The following is a 21,736-nucleotide window of genomic DNA, read 5'->3' as shown; positions in this document are numbered from 1 at the left end:
AGATGAATATCAATCTCGAAGGCAAGATCGCGCTGGTCACAGGCGCATCGCGCGGCATCGGCTATTTCACGGCCCTCGAACTCGCCAAGGCCGGCGCGCATGTGATTGCCTGCGCCCGCACCGTCGGCGGCCTGGAAGAGCTCGACGATGCCATCAAGGCCGTGGGCGGTTCCGCAACCCTCGTCCCCTTCGATCTCGCCGATATGGAAGCGATCGACCGCCTCGGCGGCTCGATCTTCGAGCGTTGGGGCAAGCTCGACATTCTTGTTGCCAATGCCGGCGTGCTCGGCGTCATCTCGCCGATCGGCCATATCGAGGCAAAGGTCTTCGAGAAGGTGATGAACATCAACGTGAACGCCACCTGGCGGCTGATCCGCTCGGTCGATCCGCTGCTGACCCGCGCCGATGCCGGCCGCGCCGTCATCATGTCGTCGGGTGCCGCCCACAAGTGCCGTCCCTTCTGGAGCGCCTATTCCGCGTCCAAGGCCGCCGTCGAGGCTCTGGCGCGCACCTGGGCCGGTGAGACTCAAACGACGCCGCTGCGCATCACCAGCGTCGATCCGGGCGCCACGCGCACCGCCATGCGCGCACAGGCCGTCCCCGGCGAAGATCCGATGAGCCTGCCGCATCCCTCCGAAGTGGCGAAAGCGATCCTGCCGCTACTTGGGCCAGGTGTGACCGAAACCGGCAAGCTGTTCATCGTGCGTGAGAACAAGCTGGCCGATTACCAGCTGCCAAGATGAGGCTGAGTCCTCAGTTCGTAGCAACGGCCGGGAAGAGATGTGCAAAGCCCGTTTCCGATGGGCACAGTGCATTAAGGTCCACGGCCCCCTTAATGCCGTCCACCGTACCATTGTCGGCAAATTGCCAGATCGACCAGCGACCGCAGCTTTCCTGCGCAGGCTCCTTGAATACACTTCGAAGCCAGAGGTAATGATCGGGAAAGCGCGTTTCATTACCTTTCAGATATTGATCGAAAAATTCCTGCGTGACGTAAAAAATCGGCTTTTCGGGAAAGCCACTCTTCAGCTCGGTGACGAAGGCGTTCACTTCCATCGCCATTTCCTCGAGCGTTGGTACTTTGTCGCAATTGCCGACAAATTCCAGGTCGATGGCGATGGGCAAGGCGTCCGGCGTTTTCGGCACAGTTGCCAGGACATTCTGCGCCTGATCTCTTCCCGGGCGGCAGAAGGTGAAAAAGTGATAGGCGCCTCTCACCAGCCCCGCATCTCCCGCGCGCTGCCAGTTCTCGGCGAACCGGGAATCCCGGTGATCGCCGCCTTCGGTCGCCTTTATGATCGCGAAACGCACGTTCAGCTGCGCAGCCACGGTCTTCCAATCAACGGCACCCTGGTGATGACTGACATCGATGCCTTGGATCGGATAACGGGTCAGTGACGGATTGTTGAAGCGAAGCATTCCAAAATCGTATGCGAAATATGCAGCGGATGCGACTATTAGAATTGTAGTCGCTCCGATCGCCCACCGGACCAATCTTCCCACTCGTTCCCCCAATAATTTATAGCAGCGTCCGCTGGTTAAAGACGATTTGCGCCGCGAGAATGGCGGAAGCTTCAGAGCCTGCACCATATTTTCGCCTGACATCGGTCCCTTCAGTCAGCGCCTCGCAGGGATCGGTCGAGTTCCCGCCGGATGGGCTGTCGCCCTCTTGACCAAACGCCGATCCCACGCCATAAAACGCGTCATGAAAACGGTTACCTGCATTATTTGCCGGAAGATTATTCGCTAGCCCAAAGCTGGCCTGGCCGTTTTCGTCTCCCAAATGTCCAAAGATGCGAAACGCCCCGGCCTGCCGGTGGTGGTATTTTCTGCATATGCATTTTAGGAGAGTAAAATGGGCGGCACGCCGGAACTGAAGCTGTACAATACGCTGACGCGGGAGAAATCGGTTTTCAAGCCGATTGATGCCGAAAACGTCCGCATGTATGTGTGCGGCCCGACGGTCTATGATTTCGCCCATATCGGCAATGCACGGCCGGTCATCGTCTTCGACGTTTTGTTCCGCCTGCTGCGCCATGTCTATGGCGAAAACCATGTCACCTATGCGCGCAACATCACCGACGTCGATGACAAGATCAACGCACGGGCGCTACGGGATTATCCGGGCCTGCCGCTGAATGCGGCGATCCGGGCGGTGACGGAAAAAACCGAGAAACAGTTTCTCGACGACGCCTTGGCACTCGGCTCACTCGAGCCGACCGTGCAGCCGCGTGCCACCGACAATATCGCCCAGATGGTCGAGATCATCGAGCGGCTGATTGCGCGCGGCCATGCCTATCAGGCATCGGGCGAGGTGCTGTTCGATACGAAGTCGATGGCCGATTACGGACAGCTTTCCAAGCGCAATCTCGACGAACAGCAGGCCGGCGCCCGCGTCGCGGTCGATGCTCACAAGAAGAACCCCGGCGATTTCGTGCTCTGGAAACTCTCCGACGAGAACGAACCCGGTTGGGAAAGCCCCTGGGGCCGCGGTCGTCCGGGCTGGCATATCGAATGCTCGGCCATGAGCGGGCGCTATCTCGGCGACGTCTTCGATATCCATGGCGGCGGTCTGGACCTGATCTTCCCGCACCATGAAAACGAGATCGCCCAGTCTCGCTGCGCCCATGGCACGGACGTGATGGCGAATGTCTGGATGCACAACGGCTTCCTGCAGGTCGAAGGCCGCAAGATGTCGAAATCCGAAGGCAATTTCGTCACCATCTACGAGTTGCTGCACACGGAGACTTTCGCCGGCCGGCAATGGCCGGGCGAAGTGCTGCGTCTTGCCATGCTGATGACGCATTACCGCGAGCCCATCGACTTCTCGGTCAAGCGGCTGGAGGAGGCTGAACGCCTGCTTGCCAAATGGCCGGCAGCCGAACCCGGTAACGCCAAGCCGGACGAGACGGTGCTGAATGCGCTGGCCGACGATCTCAATACGGTCGCCGCCGTCCAGGCGCTGCATGCGCTGGCACAATCCGGCAACGATGCGGTCTTTGCCGCCAGTGCCGCGCTCCTTGGCGTGCTGCCGAAAAAGACCGAGATCGACGAGGCAGTGGCGATGGAAATCGATGCCCGGGTCAAGGCACGCCTCGAGCTCCTGAAGGCGAAGAATTTTGCCGAGGCCGACAGGATCCGCGATACGCTCGCCGCCGAGGGCATTCAGCTCAAGGATGGCAAGGATCCGGCAACGGGTGAGCGCGTGACGACGTGGGAGGTGAAGAAATGAACACCTATACTGGCGGCTGCCAATGCGGGGCGATCCGGTTTCGGGCACGCGGCCTGTCTCATCACGCCTCCATCTGTCATTGCCGCATGTGCCAGAAGGCGTTCGGTGCCTATTATGCGCCGCTGGTTTCGGTGCGCCAAATGGAGTTCGAGTGGACCAGGGGAGAGCGGAAGATCTTCCGGTCCTCCAACCTCGTCAGCCGCGGTTTCTGCGGCGATTGCGGCACACCGCTGACCTATGAGGCGCCGGATGGAATGGCGGTTGCGGCCGGTGCGTTCGATGATCCCGCGGCCTTTCCGCCGAGCATCCAGTGGGGTATCGAAGCCAAGATCGATTTTGTCGATCACCTGCACGAACTGCCGGGAGAGCGAACAGAGGCGGATCAGGAGGCTGAATCCTTCCTCCACGAGATCGTGTCCAATCAGCATCCCGACCACGATACACCCGACTGGCCTTCAGGAGCTCATCCATGACAGAGACGACAAGAACAGGCGGCTGCCAGTGCGGCGCCGTGCGCTTCCGCATCACCGGCAAGCTCGGACGCCCGTCCATCTGCCATTGCCGCATGTGCCAGAAACAATTCGGCGGATTCTTTTCTGCGCTGGTGACGGCGCCGGAAGAGGGCATGGAGTGGACCCGCGGCGAGCCTGCCTATTTCCAGTCCTCGGTCAACATCGACCGCGGCTTCTGCCGGGATTGCGGCACGCCGATGACCTATCGCCATCCGGGCGGTCTGGAGCTTGCGATCGGCACCTTCGACGACCGTAGCGATCTCGCGCCGCAGATCCAGGTCAATTACGATTCCCGCCTGCCCTGGGTCGAGACGATCTTCGACGCTCCCGTCCACAAGGATCCGGATTTCTACGCCCGGCAGGAGGCGATCATCTCTTTCCAGCATCCCGATCACGATACCGCTGTCTGGCCCGCGAAAGGCGTGAAGATATGACCGAAGTGCTGCGCACGCTCTATCCGGAAATTGAACCCTATGCGACCGGCCACCTCGACGTCGGCGACGGCCATGTGCTCTACTGGGAACGCTGCGGCACATCAGGTGCCAAGCCGGTAGTCTTCCTGCATGGTGGCCCGGGCGGCGGCATTTCGCCCGCTCATCGCCGCGCATTCGACCCCAAGCTCTATGATGTCCTGCTGTTCGATCAGCGCGGCTGCGGCAAGTCCACACCGCATGCAAGCCTCGAGGCCAATACGACCTGGCATCTCGTGGCCGATATCGAGCGGTTGCGGGAAATGGTCGGTGTTGAGAAATGGCAGGTCTTCGGCGGCTCCTGGGGTTCAACATTGGCGCTAGCCTATGCCGAGAAGCACCCGGAGCGCGTCTCCGAACTCATCGTGCGCGGCATCTATATGCTGACGCGGGCTGAGCTCGACTGGTATTATCAGTTCGGCGTCTCCGAGATGTTCCCGGACAAATGGGAGCGTTTCGTAGCCCCCATCCCGCCGAAAGAACGCCACGAGATGATGCTCGCCTATAATCGTCGCCTGACCGGACCCGACCGGGCCGTCGCTCTGGAGGCCGCGCAGGCCTGGAGCATCTGGGAGGGCGAGACGATCACGCTGCTGCCGGAAAAATCGACCAGCGGCAAGTTCGAGGAGGCCGACTTCGCCTATGCGTTTGCCCGCATCGAGAACCACTTCTTCGTCCATGCCGGATGGATGGAAGAAGGCCAGCTGCTGCGCGATGCTTACAAGCTGAAGGATATTCCCGGTGTCATCGTCCACGGACGTTACGACATGCCCTGCCCGGCCAAATATGCCTGGCTTCTGCACAAGGCATGGCCGAAGGCCGAGTTCCACCTGATCGAGGGGGCGGGTCACGCCTTCTCGGAGCCCGGCATTCTCGACCAGCTGATCCGGGCAACGGACCGGTTCGCAGGCAAACAATAAAAGCCGCAAGCGGCGACAGGAAACACCACCATGACACGCGAAAGAATCTACCTCTTCGACACGACGCTTCGGGACGGGCAGCAGACACCCGGCATCGACTTTTCAGTCGAGGACAAGATTGCGATTGCAGGCATGCTGGACGAGTTCGGGCTCGATTATGTCGAGGGTGGCTATCCGGGCGCGAATCCGACCGATACCACCTTCTTCGCCGAAAAGCGCACCAGCCGGGCTACTTTCGTCGCCTTCGGCATGACCAAGCGTCCAGGTGTTTCCGTCTCGAACGATCCCGGTATCACCAGCCTGCTGCAGGCGCGCAGCGACGCGATCTGTTTTGTCGCCAAGAGCTGGGACTATCATGTGCAGGTCGCGCTCGGCTGCACCAATGAAGAAAACCTCGAATGTATCGCCGAAAGCGTCAAGGCCGCGGTTGCCGCCGGCAAAGAAGCGTTGGTCGACTGCGAGCATTTCTTCGATGGCTACAAGGCCAATCCGGAATATGCGCTCGCCTGCGCCAAGATTGCTTATGAGAACGGCGCGCGTTGGGTGGTGCTCTGCGACACCAATGGCGGCACGCAGCCGCCGGAGATCCGCGCCATCGTCGAAGCCGTGATCGCCGCAGGCGTGCCGGGCGACCGTCTCGGCATCCATGCGCATAACGATACCGGCCAGGCCGTTGCCAATTCGCTTGCCGCCGTCGAGGCCGGCGTGCGCCAGATCCAGGGTACGCTCAACGGCATCGGCGAGCGCTGCGGCAATGCCAATCTGGTGACGCTGATCCCGACGCTGGCCTTGAAGAGCGCCTATAACACCCGCTTCGAAACGACGATCGATGCGGAGCGACTCACGAACCTCACCCGCCTGTCGCATGCCTTCGACGAGCTCCTCAATCGCTCGCCCGATCATCAGATGCCCTATGTCGGCGCCTCCGCCTTTGCAACGAAGGCCGGCATCCATGCTTCGGCGCTGCTGAAAGACCCGCGCACCTACGAGCACGTGCCGCCGGAAAGTGTAGGCAATTTCCGCAAGGTCATGGTCTCGGATCAGGGCGGCAAGGCGAATTTCATCAACGCGCTGAAGCGGCGCGGCATCGACGTCGCCAAGGACGATCCGAAGCTTGATCTCCTGATTTCCATCGTCAAGGAGCGCGAGGCGTCCGGCTATGCCTATGAGGGTGCGGATGCAAGCTTCGAGCTTTTAGCGCGGCGCACCATGGGCACCATCCCGGATTTCTTCTCGCTCGATGGCTTCAGGGTGATGATCGAACGGCGCTTCGATTCCCACGGCCGTATAAAGATCGTCTCCGAAGCCGTGGTGAAGATCAGCATCGACGGGCAGACGCTGATGTCGGTGGCGGAAGCCGAAGGCCCGGTCAATGCGCTCGACCTTGCGCTACGCAAGGACTTCGGCAAATACCAGCATGAAATCGACGATCTCGTGCTTGCCGACTTCAAGGTGCGTATCCTCAATGGCGGCACCGACGCCATCACGCGCGTTTTGATCGAATCCACCGATTCCAGCGGCGTGCGCTGGTGGACTGTCGGCGTTTCCGACAACATCATCGACGCCTCGTTCCAGGCATTGATGGATTCTGTCATCTACAAGCTGATGAAGAACCGGCAGCTCGCGGGCAAGATCGCCGCCGAGTAAGATGAAGCAGTGCAAAAGCGGCCGCGGTTTGCGGCCGCGATTGTGTGAAATATTCTATAGGAGGCCCCAGTCCTCCTCCGAATACCATTCGTCCTCTTCTGTTGGTGTCTTCCAGCGCAGCCGCGTGACCTCGTCCATGCCGCCACGCCGGAAGCTGGCTTCGAGCGTCTTGTAAGTCTCGAGCGTACCGGTCGCTCCATGGCCCCAGACGAAGACGGTAGAGCTCAGATAACGCGCGCGATAGTCACCCGGCGTGCGCTGGATCAAGAAAAAGCCGCCGCGGGCGCTGAGCGGACGCAAATTATCCCTGCCATCACGGGAGGGGGCGCTGAGCGGAAAGATCAGCCTGCCGCCGACAGCAAGATGGTCGATCCAGGTTTCGGCCGGTCTGTGAACCGCGAAATTGACGTAGATCACGTCGGATGACGACTGCGGCCATTCCAGACCGTTGCCGCAGATGACCTCGACATTGCCATAGGGAGCCAGACTGGCGGCGGCGCGGGCGGCGAGATCGCGGTCATACTCGATCGCCACGACATGGCCGTCGTGACCGACTAGATGCGACAGCATGGCGGTATAATAGCCACCGCCGGCACCGATATGGCAGGCCGTCTCGCCGGGTTTCGGCGCGAGCCAGTGAAGGCCGAGCGCATGCAGCGAGGGGCTGCCGTTGTTGACCTGCCGGTCCTCCTGCAGCGCAATCAGGACATCTTGATAGAGGATGACGGGATCGGTCGACGGCATGTCCTGATAGCCGATGCCGCTCGCCATACGCCATGGCGGCGGATCCAGGAAATCCTCGCGCGGCACCGTGGCAAAGACCTGCCGCAGCCGTTCGTCGCCCGCGATGCCCATCTTCGCGAGCATCTGAATGGCATAGGCTTGCCGGCAAATCAGCAGTTCCTGTTCGTCCATGGTTTGCCTCTGCCCGTCGCCGGGCAAGTGCCGATCCATTCACTGAAATGAATTGGCCTATTCACGCCGCTTAAGCTAATGCGGATCAGAAACAGAACAAAGATGGAAACACCCGATGTCTGTCGATGCAAGCGCCTCCTTGATCAAGAACGAAGACAGTCCACGCGGCTTTGCCTTCGCGCTGACGGCCTATCTTCTGTGGGGCTTTCTGCCGATCTACATGAAGGCGGTCGCGCACATTTCGCCGGCCGAAGTCATCGCCCACCGTATTCTCTGGTCGCTGCCGCTTGCCGGCATCGTGCTCCTGGTCCTGGGACGCACGCAGGATGTCGCGATTGCGCTACGTTCACCGCGCATGCTCGGCATGGCGGTCATGACTGCGGCGCTGATCACCGTCAACTGGGGTACCTATGTCTGGGCGATCGGTGCCGGCCATTCGCTCGATGCGGCCATGGGTTATTTCATCAACCCGCTCTTCAGCATCTTCCTCGGCGCGGTGCTGCTGAAGGAAAAGCTGCAGCCGATGCAGATCGCGGCGATCTGTCTTGCCGGCCTTGCAGTCGTCGTGCTCGCCTTCGACAGCGGCGGCATTCCCTGGGTGGCGCTGACGCTGGCGATCAGCTGGGGCTTCTATGCGCTGTTTCGCAAGACGCTGCCGCTTGGGCCGAACCAAGGTTTCTTTCTGGAGGTGCTGATCCTCAGCCTGCCGGCTCTGCTCTACATTCTCTATCTGGAGTTCGTCACCGGCGAGGGGCACTTGTACCGCACCGGCCTCAGCGATACCGTGCTCCTGCTCGGCTGCGGGCTGATCACCGCCGTGCCGCTGATGATCTATGCCAATGGCGCCAAGCTGCTCAAATTATCGACCATCGGCATCATGCAATATATCGCGCCGACGATGATCTTCGTCATCGCCATTTTCGGCTTCGGAGAGGAGCTTGATACGGCGCGCATGATCGCCTTTCCGCTGATCTGGGCCGGCCTCTTCTTCTACACCTGGTCCATGCTCAGGACATCACGCGGGCGTTAGGCTCGCGAGTATTTCTGACGCAATTCCGGACGCGAAACCGTTACACACTTTTGCTGGAATTGCTCACTACATCTTCGAGATCACGTCGTCTTCGCCGCTGCGGTCGGCGGCAAGCTCTGCTGCCTGTGCCATGATCGCGGGAATGATGCCAGAGATCTCGTCGACGACAAGCGGCTGGACGCGATGGGCGGTGTGCAGGAAGCCCTCGCCCGTCATGTGACGCAGGAGCTCCATCATCGGATCCCAGAAGCCGTTGATGTTGGCGAAAACCATCGGCTTCTCGTGACGGCCGAGCTGCGCCCAGGTCATGATCTCGACGATCTCCTCCAGCGTGCCGATGCCTCCAGGCAGGGCAACGAAAGCGTCGGAGCGCTCGAACATCGCGTGTTTGCGCGCATGCATGTCAGGAGTTACAATAAGCTCGTTGAGCTGGCCTAGGGAATGGCGAGTCGCTTCCATATCGATCAGGAACTCGGGAATGATGCCCGTTACCTGACCACCATTGGATAAGGTCCCGCTGGCTACAGCCCCCATGATGCCTTTCGTGCCGCCGCCATAGACGAGGCGAAGGCCATATTCGGCGATCTCTTTTCCGAGTGCGCGGCCGGCGGCCATATGGGAAGGATCGCGTCCCGGTCGAGAACCGCAGTAAACGCAGATGGATCGAATCGATACAGATTGTTCGCTCATAGGGGAAAAACAACTATTCCATTTCAATGCAGTCAAGAAAATTGACTGAAAAGCGGCGCGCCGGGCTTGTGTAATTGCTTTGAATGCTTGTGGAAAGCAAAGGGAATCGCTAGCAATTTCTGGATACTACGGCAATTTGCCGCCTTGGGAGACGTAATGATGAAAAACCGTGCCGGCTTGCTGGCCCTCGCAGTGCTCGTAATCGCAATCATACTGATGGTGTTTTTCGTCATGCCCCGTCTCGGCTCCGATGTGGCGAAAGTGGGGGACGCCATCAACCAGGCCGGCACCGAGGTCAACAATACGGTTAACGAAGCGTCTAAGACTTCCCGCTCGGCTGTCGCCGATGCCACGGCTGTCACCCAGAAGCTCGCCAGCCTCACCGCCGATGCCGGCCAGACCATCTCCGGCCTGAAAGCACTGTTTGCCGATGGCAAGGCGCCTGCCGCCGATGCGCTTGCAGGCGCCAAGACGGCAGCGGTGAATGCGCTGACCGCGATCGTCGATTTCGCCGCCCCCGAAGGCCTCGACACCGGAACCGCAGGCCTCGTTTCCAAGGCCAAGGACGGTGCGGGCAAGGCACGCGGCATCATCCAGAATCTGCCTGAAAATGCCGCCGATGCCCTGGCCGCGCTTGGAAAAGCTGAGGCCGCTCTAACCGGCGCGCCCGAGCCTGCGGGCACTGCCGATAGCGCTTCCAGCACTGGCCCGAAGATCCCGGCATTCGACGTGCTGCGCGTCGAGCCCGACGGCTCGACCGTCATCGCCGGCTCGGCCGAGCCGCATGGCAAGCTGGAAGTCCTCGACGGCGACAAGGTGGTCATGACGACCGATGTCGACGGCACCGGCGATTTTGCTGCCGTTCTCAACAACCCGCTTCCCGCGGGCGACCATCAGCTGGTGTTGAAGGTCACGGGCAAGGATGGCAAGACTACCCTCTCTGAAGAAGTCGCGACCGTTTCCGTGCCGAAGGACGGTAGCGGCAGCGAGCTGCTTGCCATGGTCTCCAAGCCCGGCACGGCAAGCCGTATCATCACAGCGCCGAAGGCTGAGATCGCCAGCGCCCAGCCGCCGACCGCCAATGATGCCTCTGCGTCTGGATTGAATGCTGCAGCAAACGACGAAGTCGCCATACAAACCCCGAATATGCCCGCAAGCTCAGGCGATGGTGCCAAAACGGCACCAGCCGTTCCCGGCACCCAGCAGGGCGGCGATAACACGGCCGACGTGGTGGTCAGCGCTGTCGAAATCGAGGGCAACAAAATCTTCGTTGCCGGTACGACGCGCGCCAATGCGAAGGTCGTCGGTTATGCCGATGATGCGATGATCGGCAAGGATACCGCAGGGTCGGACGGTCACTTCGTCATCGAAGGCGTGATGGATCTGTCGGTCGGCGACCACAAGATCCGCGTCGACGTCGTTGATGGCGCCGGCAAGGTGCTCGTGCGCGCCTCTGTCAATTTCAACCGTCCTGCAGGCGATCAGGTCACCGTTGCGGCCGGGCCCGGCAACAATGCCAACAGCAATCAGGCGATTGCGGCGGTTGATGAAGGCGAGCTTGGCAAACTCAAGGGTGACGCGACGAAAGCTTTCGGCCTACTGAAGGGCCTGTTTGCAGATGGCAAGATCCCAGGCACGGAACAGCTTGCGGCAGCCCGCTCGGCGACCGAATTTGCACTGCGCTCGCTCGTCGATTTCCATCCTGCCGTCGATGCGACCGACGCCTTCAAGCAGGCATCGGCATCCGCCTCGCAGGTCGCCTCGAATGCACTGACAGTGCTGCAGGGTCTGCCGAAGGATGCTAAATCAGTCGGCGCGGCGCTCGACAAGCTCGGCGCGATCATTGCCCAGCTGACGGTCCCCAATGCCACGCCGTCGAACGAGGTATCCGCCGCCGGCCAACCGAAGACGATCGAACAGGCACCTCTGACGGCAAACAACAATGCGGTCATCATCCGCCGCGGCGATACGCTGTGGCAGATTTCCCGCCGCGTCTATGGCGCCGGTGTACGCTACACAACGATCTACATCGCCAACGAAGACAAGATCCCCAATCCGGACCGCATTCGCCCTGGCCAGATCTTCGGCCTTCCGAAGGATGCGCTGCCGAATGCCGAGGAGCTTCACCGCAAGCGGCTCTCCGGCGGCCATCTCTAGAAACGATAAGCGGCGGCCTCCGGGCCGCCGTTTTGTTAGGGCCGGTCCGCAACACTGCGCTTATAAAGTTCCTATCAATGTTGTATTCCGCCAGCCGGTAACATATCTCGCTGGAACGGCGACAGACCGCGGCAATAGCGGCCCTCCGGGCTGGAGATAGGCATGGCAAACGGCAAGACAGTTTCGGATTCCAACCTGCTCGGAACACTCTACAATCTCTGGCCCTATATGTGGCCGCAAGGACGGCCGGATCTGAAGATGCGGGTCGTATGGGCCTCGGTCTACCTTCTCGTGTCGAAATTCGTCCTGCTGCTGGTGCCCTATTTCTTCAAGTGGTCCACGGACGCGCTGAACGGCAGGATGGATCTGCAGGGGTCGTCCCTGCCGCCGCTGCTCATCGGCGCTACTGCCCTTGTCATCGCCTATAACCTGACGCGTCTCATCCAGCTCGGCCTCAATCAGCTTAGAGACTCGCTGTTTGCCAGCGTCGGCCAATATGCGGTGCGTCAGCTTGCCTACCGCACCTTCGTGCATATGCACGAACTTTCTCTGCGCTTCCATCTGGAGCGCAAGACGGGCGGGCTTTCGCGCATCATCGAACGCGGCACCAAGGGCATCGAAACGATCGTGCGCTTCACGATCCTGAATTCGATCCCGACAGTCATAGAATTCCTGCTGACGGCTGCAATCTTCTGGTGGGGCTACGGCTTCTCCTATCTCGCCGTCACCGCCTTTACCGTTTGGGCCTATATCTGGTTCACGATCCGCGCTTCCGACTGGCGCATCTCAATCCGCCGGGCGATGAACGACAGCGATACGGACGCCAATACCAAGGCGATCGACTCGCTGCTCAATTTCGAGACCGTCAAATATTTCGGCAATGAGGAGATGGAGGCCAAGCGCTTCGACAAGTCGATGGAGCGCTACGAGAAGGCGGCGACCGATGTATGGACTTCGCTCGGCTGGCTGAACTTCGGCCAGGGCGTGATCTTCGGCATCGGCACGACGATCATGCTCGTTCTCTCCGCCTGGTCGGTCCAGCGCGGCGAACATACGGTCGGCGATTTTGTCTTCGTCAATTCCATGCTGCTGCAGCTTTCGGTACCGCTGAACTTCATCGGCTTCGTCTATCGTGAAATCCGCCAGGGGCTGATCGATATCGAGCAGATGTTCGATCTTCTGGAAGTGAAGGCCGAGGTTCTGGACGCGCCCGATGCGAAGGCACTTGCCATCGGCCAGGGCGCCATCTCCTTCAAGGATGTGCATTTCGCCTATGATCCGGCCCGGCCGATCCTGAAAGGCATTTCTTTCGACGTGCCTGCCGGAAAGACGGTCGCCGTTGTCGGCCCCTCGGGTGCCGGCAAATCGACGCTGTCGCGCCTGCTCTACCGTTTCTATGACATCCAGAGCGGTTCGATTACCGTGGATGGGCAGGATATCCGCGACGTCACGCAGAAGAGCCTGCGTTCGGTGATCGGCATGGTGCCGCAGGATACGGTGCTCTTCAACGATACGGTGGCTTACAATATCCGATACGGCCGGCCTTCAGCCAATGAGGCCGATGTTCGGCAGGCCGCCGAAATTGCCCAGATCGCGCATTTCATCGATACATTGCCCGAGGGTTTCGAGACCAAGGTCGGCGAGCGCGGCCTGAAGCTTTCAGGCGGGGAGAAGCAGCGTGTCGCGATCGCCCGCACAATCCTGAAGGCGCCGCCGATCCTCATTCTCGACGAGGCAACCTCGGCGCTTGATACGACGACGGAGCGGGAAATCCAGACGGCGCTCGATATCGTCTCCAAGAACCGCACGACGCTTGTCATCGCCCACCGCCTTTCGACGGTCATCGGCGCCGATGAAATCATCGTTTTGAAGAGCGGCGAGATTGCCGAGCGCGGCACGCATGCCGCCCTTCTCGAAAAGAACGGTCTTTATGCCTCGATGTGGAACCGCCAGCGCGAGGCAACACAGGCCGAAGAACACCTGAAGCAGGTTCGCGAGAGCGATGAGCTCGGCATCGTCAATCGGCTGGCGCCGGCAAGCTAAGCGCCGAAACGGGCAAACTGGCCCGTTTTGTTGTTCAGAACCAGCGCAAGGAAGGCTGCCTGAGGTCCGTGGCATTGCTCCTCAGGTCGTTTTTATGTAACCAGCGGATACGAAAAACGACAGGAGCCTGGCACACATGAGCTTGTTCGATACGGTTCGCAACACGATCGTTCCGGTGCACAAGGAAGGTTACCCTTTCGTCGCCGCCTTCTTCGTCGCGTCGCTCGTATTGGGCTGGATCTTCAAACCGCTCTTCTGGATCGGCCTCATCCTGACGCTCTGGTGCGCCTACTTCTTCCGTGACCCGGAGCGCGTGACGCCGCAGGACGACGATCTCGTGATTTCGCCCGCTGACGGCAAGGTCTCGTCGATCCAGATGGTGACGCCGCCTGCCGAGCTGAACCTTGGAGCCGAGCCGATGCTGCGCATCTCGGTCTTCATGAACGTCTTCAACTGCCATGTGAACCGCGCGCCGATGCGCGGCCGCATCGTCAGCATCAATTACCGCCCGGGCAGCTTCGTGAACGCCGAACTCGACAAGGCGAGCGAAGACAACGAGCGCAACGGCCTCGTCATCGAAACCCGTCATGGGCAGATCGGCGTGGTGCAGATCGCCGGACTCGTGGCGCGGCGTATTCTCTGCTTTTCGCATGTCAATGAACCCGTCGATGCGGGCGAGCGTTTCGGCCTCATCCGCTTCGGCTCGCGGCTCGACGTGTTCCTGCCGGCGAATGCCGCACCGCGCGTTTCGCTTGGCCAGACGGCGGTTGCCGGCGAGACCGTCATTGCCGAATTCGCTTCGGCGAAGGGTCCGGTCATCAGCCGCCGCAGCTAAGTTTCAGGAGAGCGCGATATGGAACCACCCTTTCCGCCCTTCGAACCGAATGGCCCGGTCGACGATTCCGCCCGTGGGCCGCGCCTGCGCGAGATTCCGATCCGACTCGTCGTTCCGAACCTCATCACCATTCTCGCTATCTGCGCCGGCCTGACCGGCATCCGGCTCGCCTTCGAGAGCCGCTATGAACTGGCTGTCGCCATGGTGCTCGTCGCCGCCTTCCTCGATGGCGTCGACGGCCGCGTGGCGCGGCTGATGAAGGCCACGTCGAAATTCGGCGCGCAGATGGATTCGCTTGCCGACATCGTCAATTTCGGCGTCGCCCCTGCCCTCGTGGTCTATGTCTATGCGCTTGACGAAGCGCGCTCGCTCGGCTGGATCGCAGCACTCATCTATGCGATCGCAGCTGGTCTGCGGCTGGCCCGCTTCAACGTGATGTCGGAGCGCGAGAACCGCGCACCCTGGCAGTCAGAATATTTCGTCGGCGTGCCGGCGCCGGCTGGCGCAATGTTGGTATTGCTGCCGGTTTATCTGGGCTTCCTCGGTCTCGCCACCGACCGAACCTTTGCCTTCCTCGCCTCGGGCTACACGGTCCTCATCGCCTTCCTGCTCATCAGCCGCCTGCCCGTCTGGTCCGGCAAATCCGAGAGCCGCATGCGGCGCGATCTCGTACTGCCGGCCATGCTCGGCGTCGTCATCTACGTCGCGATGCTGATGAGCTTCACCTGGGAAGTGATGGTCTTTACCGTCTGCGCCTACCTCATTTCCCTGCCCTTCGGGGCGCGAAAGTGGAGGCGCAAATATGGCACCCTGACTATCGAGGAGCCGGGTGTCGGAGAGGACGATATCGGTCGCCACATCTGAGCGTCTATTTTATTAAGTAAGTGTTAACGTACGCAGGCTTCGGTTAAGCCTCGCGAATTATGCTCCGTGGTTATATTTCCTGATAAGCAATGCCTCGCTTTTGTCGTTATTGAAGACAAAAGACCAAGATACATAAAACTCTAGGGAACCACGTGAGGAGAGTATCGTGACCTCGAAGAAGACCACGGAACAGCAGCAGGCAGCCAAGCCGGATCTCACTACCAACTATCGCCCGCTCGGCCTCAAGGCCGTGGCTGCGGCCTCGATGATGGCAAAGCCTGTAAAGGTCAAGAAGACCGCCTAAGCGGGGTTGAAGAAGCGGACGAGCAGGCTGATCCCCAGCAAGCTCATGACGATGCTGATAATGACATCCAGAACCCGCCATGCCGCGGGTCTGGCAAAAACGGGCTGCAAGAGGCGCGCCCCATATCCCAGCGCGAAGAACCAGACAAATGACGCCGTGGCGGCGCCGACGCCATAGGCCAGACGATCTGCGCCGTGATAGGCGGCCGACAGGCTGCCGAGCAGCACGACCGTATCCAGATAGACATGCGGATTGAGGAAGGTGAAGGCGAGGCAGGTTGCGACCGCCGCCTTAAGCCCCAGAGCCTGCGGCGCACCCGCCTGCATGGCGGCCGGACGCAGCGCTCGGCGCGAAGCCATGACGGCGTAGGAGCCTAGGAATATAGCGCCGCCGATCGTCACCACCGAAATCAGCATCGGCGATTGCGACACCAGCGTGCCCAGCCCGCCGACGCCTGCGGCAATCAACACGGCATCCGAAAGCGCGCAGATCAGGCAAAGAATGAAGACATGCGAGCGCAGCAGCCCCTGCCGCAGGATGAAAGCGTTCTGTGCGCCGATCGCCACAATCAGAGAAGCGCCAAGCAAGAAGCCGGCAAGCGCCGCGGATGGAGAAATCATCATATTTTCCGGTAGATGGGGAAGCGTTCAATTCTCGTTTTCACGGATCGTTATGGCGAAACCGCGGCATACTTCCGCGCGACATGCGTCAGAAGAAGCTGAGCTGGCCGCCATCGGGTGGCGTTTTCTTCTGGGGCGGCTTCGGCGGCTTTTCGAGCGGCACCGGTTCGTGCAGATCTGGCCCCATATTGGCGACCTTGTTGACCTTGTCGGAAACCGGGATCGCCTCGAAAAAATCATCCTGTACCGGCTGCATGAGGTCGATGACCTCACGCGGCTCCTGCGTCTTGCAGTCGAGCCAGCGGGAGAAATCCTCCGGCTGGATGACGACGGGCATGCGGTCATGGATCGACGAAATCGCGCTATTGGCCCTGGTCGTCAGGATAGCCCCTGTATCCACTTCCGAGCCATCGGCCGAGGACCATGTTTCCATGAGACCAGCAAAGGCGATGACGCCACCGCGGCGCGGCCGGATCCAGTAGGCCTGTGCCTTCTCGCCGCTTTCCTTCGAAGGGCGATGCCATTCATAGAACCCGGAGGCCGGGATGAGGATACGGCGATGGCGCATGGCGGCGCGGAAGGACGCCTTGCCGATCGCGGTTTCGGCGCGTGCATTGATCAGCAGCGGAAACTCCTTGGGATCCTTAACCCAGCCCGGCGTAAAACCCCAGCGCACCAGCAGGGCACGTCGGTCCGGAAGGTTGCTGCCCGGCTCCTGCCCCTCGCCCGAGATGACGACGAGAATCGGCTGCGTCGGCGCGATGTTGTAGCGCTCCGGGAAAGCATCGATATCAAGCGTCGAGAAAAACTCCTGCACAGCGGCATTGGAGCTCGTCAGGGCAAAACGTCCACACATGGGGATTTCTTTGCATCCTGCCCGGCATCGGTCAAGGCGCTTTGCTCCCGGGCATTCTCGCTGCACATCTTTTGCGGAACTGCCCTAGCTGCGTGGCGCAAAGAGGATGACTGCCGAGCCAGTGAGGCAGATCAGCGCGCCGCCGATATCCCAGCGGTCGGGAATGCGGTTTTCCACCAGCCAGAGCCAAAGCAGCGAGGCGACGATATAGACGCCGCCATAGGCTGCGAAGGTGCGCCCCGCTGCCTCGCTCGGCACAAACGTCAGCAACCACGCAAAAAGTGCCAGTGACACCAGGCCCGGCGCGAGCCACCACACCGGCTTTGCCAGCCGCAGCCAGGCCCAGAAGGCAAAGCAGCCGGCAATTTCGAAGACGGCAGCAAGAAAATAGATCAGATAGGTCAAGAGCATCTCGCAGGAATCGCAAAGGTCATATTCCACGCAATGCCGGCGGTTGCGCAAGGCGAGCGGAGCGTGAGATAAGGCGGTATTGCAGCAAAGCGTACGAAGCCATGATTTCCGAAGCCAGACCCGCCTCCTCCGCCATCCTCGAACGTGACGGCCGGTTTCTTCTCGTATTACGGCGAAACCCGCCCTCGGCCGATATGTACGCCTTTCCCGGCGGGCGCGGCGAGCCGGGCGAAAAGCCCGAAGAGACGGCATTGCGAGAATTCTTCGAGGAGACCGGCATTCAGGCCCGCAACCCCCGCCTCTTCTCCACTTACGACCTAAAGACCCATGCGCCGGACGGTAGCATCAGCAGCCATTTCTTCCTGTCCGTCTTCCGCGTCGAAGCAGACCGTCATCTTGTTGCCGAAGCTGCCGACGATGCGGCCGCGATCGGCTGGTACAGCGTAGAAGAGATCCGGCGCTTGCCGGTGCCGCAAAGCGTACTCGAATGTGCAGAACGGCTTGCGGCGGGAAAATGACGCGGCAACCGGGACAGTCTGCAGAATAGAAGTGGAAAGTGCGGCATTCGCCTTGTTCCCGTCATGCTCGCTGTATCAACTGTGAACATGATTCCCGTTGGACGCGTTGTCTTGTCATCTTTCGTCTTTATCGGCCTTACCTGGGCTGGTCCCACAATGGCGCAAGGCGGCAAGAATGCGGCCCCTCCGCCGCCGGCAGAGGTCGCACCGCAGGTTGTGACCGTGCCCTACGACGACAAGCTGGCGCGGCTGGCGGAGGTCCTGGGTTCGGTGCATTACCTGCGGACGCTCTGCAAGGCACCGGGCGCAGACGAATGGCGGACCGACATGCAGCAACTGCTTGATTCTGAAACGAATGGGGAGCCGCAGCGCAAGGAAAAACTGACCGCAGCTTTCAATCGCGGATACCGGGCATTCGCCTCGGTTTATACCGATTGCACACAGGCGGCCATCGTGGCAGAAGAGCGCTACCGTAACGAAGGTGCAACACTCGCCACAGAAATTACTTCGCGCTTTGGAAATTAACGATTAATTAACCTGTTTTCGCATGCGGACGTGTCGTTTTGGGAAAAGGCTGTTAGTCTTGTTAACGCAGCGGTAAGACATCAGAAGTTCTGAGGAAAAGACAATGGAACCAAGCCTCAACGACATCGACGACATGATCGTCCACGAAAAGATGCAGGCGGCTCTGGAATACCAGAACGAGGCTTGGGCCGACGGCATGGCCGATGGCATCGAGCCTGAAATCATTGCCGATGCTGCAATTGCGCATGCGCTGCGCGAGACGATCAGGCTGCATGGCGAGGGCAGCGCCGAGGCCTTGCTCGATTCGCTGCGCGATCGCATGCTGGCAGGTGAATTTTCCACCAACCGCACCTTGCAATAAGGGCATCACAGAGAGTCTCATGCGTACCGGTAAAGATATGTCCTCGCGAATTTCACTCGCGCCGGTTGTTCTTGCTGTCGGTCTCGTCGCTGGCAGCGTACTGTCCGCTTCTTCCGCCTACGCGCTTTCCGAACTTCAAAAGATTCCGGGCCAACCCGATGCGCCTGCTGCGACGGCGCAACAGGGTCAGACGCAGCCGGCTGCACCGCAGAACGGTTCTCCCGGCGTTCCCCAGCCTGATCCGCTCGTCAACAAGAACAGCGGCCAGGGCGTCGACAAGACGCCGGGCGCATCCGACGATTCGAAACCCGTCGAAGTCATTTATGACATTAGCAAGGTGCCGGAACCGGTTCGCAAAATGCGCGAACAGATCGTCGAGGCCGCTGCTTCAGGTGATCTGGAACGCCTGCGCCCGCTGATGGGGACCGGCGCCGACCAGACGCAGGTGACCGTCGGCGAGCCGACCGACGATCCGATCGGCACGCTGAAGGATCTCTCAGGCGATCCCGATGGCGATGAAATCCTCGCGATCATGCTCGATGTCATCTCGACCGGCTTCGTGCATGTCGGCCAGGGCACGGCGGACGAGATGTATGTCTGGCCCTATTTCGCCGAAAAGGACCTGAAGTCGCTGACGCCGCCGGAGCGCGTGGAACTGCTGCGCATCGTGACCGCTGGCGATCTCTCCGACATGCAGGAGTTCGGCGGCTATAATTTCTATCGCCTCGGCATCGCGCCCGACGGCAAATGGAAGTTCTTCACCGCGGGTGACTGACGCCGCAACGCTTGCACCGTCAACGTCAAAGACTTACCTCTGAGCGATCACCAACGCGACAGGTTTCGCCATGCCAGCCGTATTCCTGAAAGACCGCTCGCTCATTGCCGTTGGCGGCGCGGAAGCAGAATCCTTTCTGCAAAATCTCATCACCACCGACATCGTCTCGATGGGCGCCGATGAGGCGCGGCCGGGTGCGCTGCTGACGCCTCAGGGCAAGATCCTGTTCGACTTCGTGATCTGGCGCGACGGCGACGGTTTCATCATCGAAACGGACGCGGCCCAGCGCGAAGCCTTGCTCAAGCGGCTGACCATGTACCGCCTGCGTGCGCCGGTGACGCTGACGCCTGTTGCCGAGGATGGCGTGACCGTTTCGTGGGACGAGAATGCGACGGAAGGCGTCAAGGATAGCCGCTTCGCCAAGGCAGGCGTCACGCTTCTTCGCCGCGCCGGCCATCATGGCAACGATAGCGCGAGGTCCTACGATGCGCTCCGTATCGAGAATGGAATTGTCACGTCAGGGCCAGATTATGCGCTTCAGGACGCTTTTCCGCATGACGTGCTGATGGATTTCAATGGCGGCCTCTCCTTCAAGAAGGGCTGCTATGTCGGTCAGGAAGTGGTGTCCCGCATGCAGCATCGCGGTACGGCGCGCCGTCGCGTCGTCATCGTTTCGGCGGGGGCAGCACTGCCTGCCGGCGGCACCCAAATCACCGCCAGCGGCAAAGCGATCGGCACGCTCGGTTCCGTCGAAGGGCAGAGAGGGCTTGCGATCGTGCGCATCGACCGTGCTGGCGAGGCGATGGCCTCGGGAATACTGCTGCTCGCCGGCGACGTTTCCGTGACGCTCAGTCTGCCGGCCTGGTCCGGCCTCAGCTTTCCGACGTCTGCCGACGAGGCGAGCGCGTGACCGCTGCGAAGGCTCCACGCGCCTGGCAACGCATGCTGTCCGGCCGGCGGCTCGATCTGCTCGACCCCTCGCCGCTCGATGTCGAGCTGTCCGATATCGCCCACGGGCTTGCACGCGTTGCCCGCTGGAACGGCCAGACGTCGGGCGACCATGCTTTTTCCGTTGCGCAGCACTGCCTCGTCGTCGAATTCATCTTCCGGCATTTCAACGAGGCCACCCCGAGCGATTGCCTGATGGCGTTGCTGCATGATGCGCCGGAATATGTGATCGGCGACATGATCTCGCCCTTCAAGGCCGTTGTCGGCGGCGGATACAAGATGATCGAGAAGCGGCTGGAAGCTGCCGTGCACCTGCGCTTCGGCCTGCCGCCGCATCCCTCCCGCGAACTCAAGGACAAGATCAAGAAGGCCGACACGATCGCCGCCTATTTCGAGGCGACGGTGCTTGCCGGCTTCACGCCTGCGGAAGCACAGAAATTCTTCGGGCAGCCGCGCGGCATTTCCAGAGACATGCTGCTGATCGATCCCTTGCCGGCGATCGAGGCGCAGCGGCTGTTCTGCGAGCGCTTCGCCGAGATCGAGGCGGCGCGAGGCACGAAGCCGTGACCTTGATCGTGGTTTCTCCGCTGGCGCGTGTCGGCGAAATGGCGGTGCGGCACAAAGCGCGCGAGATGATCAGCCTGATGGCAAAGGAGCAGGCCTTTCACCGGCCGGGCGTCATCCGGGCCGACCGGCACCTGCTGCTCACCATGAACGATATTGCCTTCAAGGGCACCGGTGATCTCGTCGCCCCCGACGAAAAACATGTGCAGGCGATCATCGATTTCGCTGCCGGTTGGCAGCAGGAAGCGCCGCTCCTGATCCACTGCTGGATGGGCGTGTCGCGATCGCCCGCAGCGGCGCTGATTGCGACGCTGTCGCTCGCACCCGAACAGGATGAGCTAGCGCTTGCCCGCCGGCTGCGGGCGGCATCGCCCTATGCGACGCCGAATGGCCGAATCATCGAAATCGGCGATGCGCTGCTTGGTCGTTGCGGGCGGCTCGTCGATGCCGTCAGGGCCATCGGCCGCGGCGCGGAGGCTGACGGCAACGCGCCTTTCCTGCTTTCCGTTCGGGACAATTCAATCGGTTGACGCTCCTGG

Annotated in this window: 25 protein-coding genes; 19 read left to right on the top strand and 6 right to left on the bottom strand. The window is 60.8% G+C overall.

Translation table 11 applies throughout. The features are described 5' to 3' along the window. The first annotated feature begins 2 nt into the window (after positions 1–2). Positions 3–743: an SDR family NAD(P)-dependent oxidoreductase gene (locus tag EV281_RS00560; RefSeq protein WP_132651035.1), complete on the top strand. Its 741-nt coding sequence runs from the start codon at positions 3–5 to the stop codon at positions 741–743. 10 nt (positions 744–753) lie between these two features. Here the strand turns inward: EV281_RS00560 and EV281_RS00555 are convergent, their stop codons facing one another. Next, positions 754–1,503, bottom strand: coding sequence for a GH25 family lysozyme (locus tag EV281_RS00555; protein ID WP_132651967.1), 750 nt, complete (start codon positions 1,501–1,503; stop codon positions 754–756). A gap of 352 nt (positions 1,504–1,855) precedes the next feature. Between EV281_RS00555 and cysS the strand changes: the two genes are divergently transcribed. Genes cysS through cimA form a run of 5 tightly spaced genes read left to right on the top strand, consistent with a single transcriptional unit; the run spans position 1,856 to position 6,781 of the window. Further along, positions 1,856–3,232: a cysteine--tRNA ligase gene (cysS, locus tag EV281_RS00550; RefSeq protein ID WP_132651034.1), complete on the top strand. Its 1,377-nt coding sequence runs from the start codon at positions 1,856–1,858 to the stop codon at positions 3,230–3,232. Continuing rightward, positions 3,229–3,705 (top strand): GFA family protein, encoded by a 477-nt coding sequence (locus EV281_RS00545; RefSeq protein ID WP_132651033.1) that lies wholly within the window; start codon positions 3,229–3,231, stop codon positions 3,703–3,705. The genes cysS and EV281_RS00545 overlap by 4 nt, the downstream gene beginning before the upstream one ends. Continuing rightward, positions 3,702–4,178: a GFA family protein gene (locus EV281_RS00540; RefSeq protein WP_132651032.1), complete on the top strand. Its 477-nt coding sequence runs from the start codon at positions 3,702–3,704 to the stop codon at positions 4,176–4,178. Before EV281_RS00545 ends, EV281_RS00540 begins: the two co-directional genes overlap by 4 nt. Further along, positions 4,175–5,134: a prolyl aminopeptidase gene (gene pip, locus EV281_RS00535; RefSeq protein WP_132651031.1), complete on the top strand. Its 960-nt coding sequence runs from the start codon at positions 4,175–4,177 to the stop codon at positions 5,132–5,134. The genes EV281_RS00540 and pip overlap by 4 nt, the downstream gene beginning before the upstream one ends. Positions 5,135–5,164: 30 nt before the next feature. Beyond that, positions 5,165–6,781, top strand: coding sequence for a citramalate synthase (gene cimA, locus EV281_RS00530; RefSeq protein ID WP_132651030.1), 1,617 nt, complete (start codon positions 5,165–5,167; stop codon positions 6,779–6,781). A 54-nt stretch (positions 6,782–6,835) separates the two neighbouring features. On the opposite strand, the gene EV281_RS00525 is transcribed toward cimA, so the two are convergent. Further along, complete coding sequence (locus tag EV281_RS00525) at positions 6,836–7,696, bottom strand: methyltransferase domain-containing protein (protein ID WP_132651029.1); 861 nt, start codon at positions 7,694–7,696, stop codon at positions 6,836–6,838. Between the two features lie 115 nt (positions 7,697–7,811). Here EV281_RS00525 and rarD point away from each other — a divergent pair, with 115 nt between their 5' ends. After that, positions 7,812–8,726 (top strand): EamA family transporter RarD, encoded by a 915-nt coding sequence (gene rarD / locus EV281_RS00520; RefSeq protein WP_132651028.1) that lies wholly within the window; start codon positions 7,812–7,814, stop codon positions 8,724–8,726. Positions 8,727–8,792: 66 nt separating this feature from the next. Here rarD and EV281_RS00515 read toward each other — a convergent pair whose 3' ends face one another. Further along, complete coding sequence (locus EV281_RS00515; protein ID WP_132651027.1) at positions 8,793–9,416, bottom strand: TIGR00730 family Rossman fold protein; 624 nt, start codon at positions 9,414–9,416, stop codon at positions 8,793–8,795. 156 nt (positions 9,417–9,572) lie between these two features. Between EV281_RS00515 and EV281_RS00510 the strand changes: the two genes are divergently transcribed. The 5 genes from EV281_RS00510 (at position 9,573) to EV281_RS30985 (ending at position 15,619) form a co-directional block, all read left to right on the top strand. Then, a complete protein-coding gene (locus tag EV281_RS00510) occupies positions 9,573–11,573 on the top strand; it encodes a LysM peptidoglycan-binding domain-containing protein (protein ID WP_132651026.1) in 2,001 nt (666 codons plus the stop codon). Positions 11,574–11,735: 162 nt separating this feature from the next. Continuing rightward, positions 11,736–13,616 carry an ABC transporter ATP-binding protein/permease gene (locus EV281_RS00505; RefSeq protein WP_132651025.1) on the top strand — a complete coding sequence of 627 codons (1,881 nt, stop codon included), beginning with the start codon at positions 11,736–11,738 and terminating at the stop codon, positions 13,614–13,616. A 127-nt stretch (positions 13,617–13,743) separates the two neighbouring features. Continuing rightward, positions 13,744–14,451, top strand: coding sequence for a phosphatidylserine decarboxylase (locus tag EV281_RS00500; RefSeq protein ID WP_281026254.1), 708 nt, complete (start codon positions 13,744–13,746; stop codon positions 14,449–14,451). A gap of 18 nt (positions 14,452–14,469) precedes the next feature. Continuing rightward, a complete protein-coding gene (gene pssA, locus EV281_RS00495) occupies positions 14,470–15,315 on the top strand; it encodes a CDP-diacylglycerol--serine O-phosphatidyltransferase (RefSeq protein WP_132651023.1) in 846 nt (281 codons plus the stop codon). Positions 15,316–15,481: 166 nt separating this feature from the next. Then, positions 15,482–15,619, top strand: coding sequence for a hypothetical protein (locus EV281_RS30985; RefSeq protein WP_165911818.1), 138 nt, complete (start codon positions 15,482–15,484; stop codon positions 15,617–15,619). On the opposite strand, the gene EV281_RS00490 is transcribed toward EV281_RS30985, so the two are convergent. The 3 genes from EV281_RS00490 to EV281_RS00480 form a co-directional block, all read right to left on the bottom strand. Continuing rightward, positions 15,616–16,236 carry a LysE/ArgO family amino acid transporter gene (locus tag EV281_RS00490; RefSeq protein WP_184327375.1) on the bottom strand — a complete coding sequence of 207 codons (621 nt, stop codon included), beginning with the start codon at positions 16,234–16,236 and terminating at the stop codon, positions 15,616–15,618. The two genes, EV281_RS30985 and EV281_RS00490, sit on opposite strands and share 4 nt — an antisense overlap. A 91-nt stretch (positions 16,237–16,327) precedes the next feature. Then, positions 16,328–17,095, bottom strand: coding sequence for an SOS response-associated peptidase (locus EV281_RS00485; protein WP_132651022.1), 768 nt, complete (start codon positions 17,093–17,095; stop codon positions 16,328–16,330). Positions 17,096–17,179: 84 nt separating this feature from the next. Further along, positions 17,180–17,500 (bottom strand): YnfA family protein, encoded by a 321-nt coding sequence (locus EV281_RS00480; RefSeq protein WP_132651021.1) that lies wholly within the window; start codon positions 17,498–17,500, stop codon positions 17,180–17,182. A gap of 107 nt (positions 17,501–17,607) precedes the next feature. Here EV281_RS00480 and EV281_RS00475 point away from each other — a divergent pair, with 107 nt between their 5' ends. From EV281_RS00475 to EV281_RS00445, 7 genes are all read left to right on the top strand, one after another. After that, positions 17,608–18,024: an NUDIX domain-containing protein gene (locus tag EV281_RS00475; protein WP_132651020.1), complete on the top strand. Its 417-nt coding sequence runs from the start codon at positions 17,608–17,610 to the stop codon at positions 18,022–18,024. 63 nt (positions 18,025–18,087) lie between these two features. Next, entirely contained in the window at positions 18,088–18,549 is a 462-nt protein-coding gene (locus tag EV281_RS00470) for a TIGR02301 family protein (protein WP_184327178.1), read from the top strand. Positions 18,550–18,652: 103 nt separating this feature from the next. Then, positions 18,653–18,910 (top strand): hypothetical protein, encoded by a 258-nt coding sequence (locus EV281_RS00465; RefSeq protein WP_018115578.1) that lies wholly within the window; start codon positions 18,653–18,655, stop codon positions 18,908–18,910. 19 nt (positions 18,911–18,929) lie between these two features. After that, positions 18,930–19,685: a hypothetical protein gene (locus EV281_RS00460; RefSeq protein WP_132651019.1), complete on the top strand. Its 756-nt coding sequence runs from the start codon at positions 18,930–18,932 to the stop codon at positions 19,683–19,685. Between the two features lie 70 nt (positions 19,686–19,755). After that, positions 19,756–20,595, top strand: a complete 840-nt coding sequence (locus EV281_RS00455) for a folate-binding protein YgfZ (RefSeq protein ID WP_132651018.1) — start codon at positions 19,756–19,758, stop codon at positions 20,593–20,595. Next, positions 20,592–21,200: an HD family hydrolase gene (locus EV281_RS00450; RefSeq protein WP_132651017.1), complete on the top strand. Its 609-nt coding sequence runs from the start codon at positions 20,592–20,594 to the stop codon at positions 21,198–21,200. Before EV281_RS00455 ends, EV281_RS00450 begins: the two co-directional genes overlap by 4 nt. Continuing rightward, positions 21,197–21,727 (top strand): tyrosine phosphatase family protein, encoded by a 531-nt coding sequence (locus EV281_RS00445; protein ID WP_132651016.1) that lies wholly within the window; start codon positions 21,197–21,199, stop codon positions 21,725–21,727. Before EV281_RS00450 ends, EV281_RS00445 begins: the two co-directional genes overlap by 4 nt. The last annotated feature ends 9 nt before the right edge of the window (positions 21,728–21,736 follow it).

Origin of the sequence: Rhizobium sp. BK418, assembly GCF_004341105.1 — a bacterium.
Taxonomy (GTDB): Bacteria; Pseudomonadota; Alphaproteobacteria; order Rhizobiales; family Rhizobiaceae; genus Rhizobium.
The sequence above is the reverse complement of the archived record's forward strand: the minus strand, read 5'-3'. Positions and strand labels throughout refer to the sequence as shown.

Bases quoted from the DNA above. Each gene is read 5' to 3' on its own strand.
- EV281_RS00560 (WP_132651035.1), top strand. From the start codon at position 3: ATGAATATCAATCTCGAAGGCAAGATCGCGCTGGTCACAGGCGCATCG.
- cysS (WP_132651034.1), top strand. From the start codon at position 1,856: ATGGGCGGCACGCCGGAACTGAAGCTGTACAATACGCTGACGCGGGAG.
- EV281_RS00545 (WP_132651033.1), top strand. From the start codon at position 3,229: ATGAACACCTATACTGGCGGCTGCCAATGCGGGGCGATCCGGTTTCGG.
- EV281_RS00540 (WP_132651032.1), top strand. From the start codon at position 3,702: ATGACAGAGACGACAAGAACAGGCGGCTGCCAGTGCGGCGCCGTGCGC.
- pip (WP_132651031.1), top strand. From the start codon at position 4,175: ATGACCGAAGTGCTGCGCACGCTCTATCCGGAAATTGAACCCTATGCG.
- cimA (WP_132651030.1), top strand. From the start codon at position 5,165: ATGACACGCGAAAGAATCTACCTCTTCGACACGACGCTTCGGGACGGG.
- EV281_RS00525 (WP_132651029.1), bottom strand. From the start codon at position 7,696: ATGGACGAACAGGAACTGCTGATTTGCCGGCAAGCCTATGCCATTCAG.
- rarD (WP_132651028.1), top strand. From the start codon at position 7,812: ATGTCTGTCGATGCAAGCGCCTCCTTGATCAAGAACGAAGACAGTCCA.
- EV281_RS00515 (WP_132651027.1), bottom strand. From the start codon at position 9,416: ATGAGCGAACAATCTGTATCGATTCGATCCATCTGCGTTTACTGCGGT.
- EV281_RS00510 (WP_132651026.1), top strand. From the start codon at position 9,573: ATGATGAAAAACCGTGCCGGCTTGCTGGCCCTCGCAGTGCTCGTAATC.
- EV281_RS00505 (WP_132651025.1), top strand. From the start codon at position 11,736: ATGGCAAACGGCAAGACAGTTTCGGATTCCAACCTGCTCGGAACACTC.
- pssA (WP_132651023.1), top strand. From the start codon at position 14,470: ATGGAACCACCCTTTCCGCCCTTCGAACCGAATGGCCCGGTCGACGAT.
- EV281_RS00485 (WP_132651022.1), bottom strand. From the start codon at position 17,095: ATGTGTGGACGTTTTGCCCTGACGAGCTCCAATGCCGCTGTGCAGGAG.
- EV281_RS00475 (WP_132651020.1), top strand. From the start codon at position 17,608: ATGATTTCCGAAGCCAGACCCGCCTCCTCCGCCATCCTCGAACGTGAC.
- EV281_RS00470 (WP_184327178.1), top strand. From the start codon at position 18,088: ATGCTCGCTGTATCAACTGTGAACATGATTCCCGTTGGACGCGTTGTC.
- EV281_RS00465 (WP_018115578.1), top strand. From the start codon at position 18,653: ATGGAACCAAGCCTCAACGACATCGACGACATGATCGTCCACGAAAAG.
- EV281_RS00460 (WP_132651019.1), top strand. From the start codon at position 18,930: ATGCGTACCGGTAAAGATATGTCCTCGCGAATTTCACTCGCGCCGGTT.
- EV281_RS00455 (WP_132651018.1), top strand. From the start codon at position 19,756: ATGCCAGCCGTATTCCTGAAAGACCGCTCGCTCATTGCCGTTGGCGGC.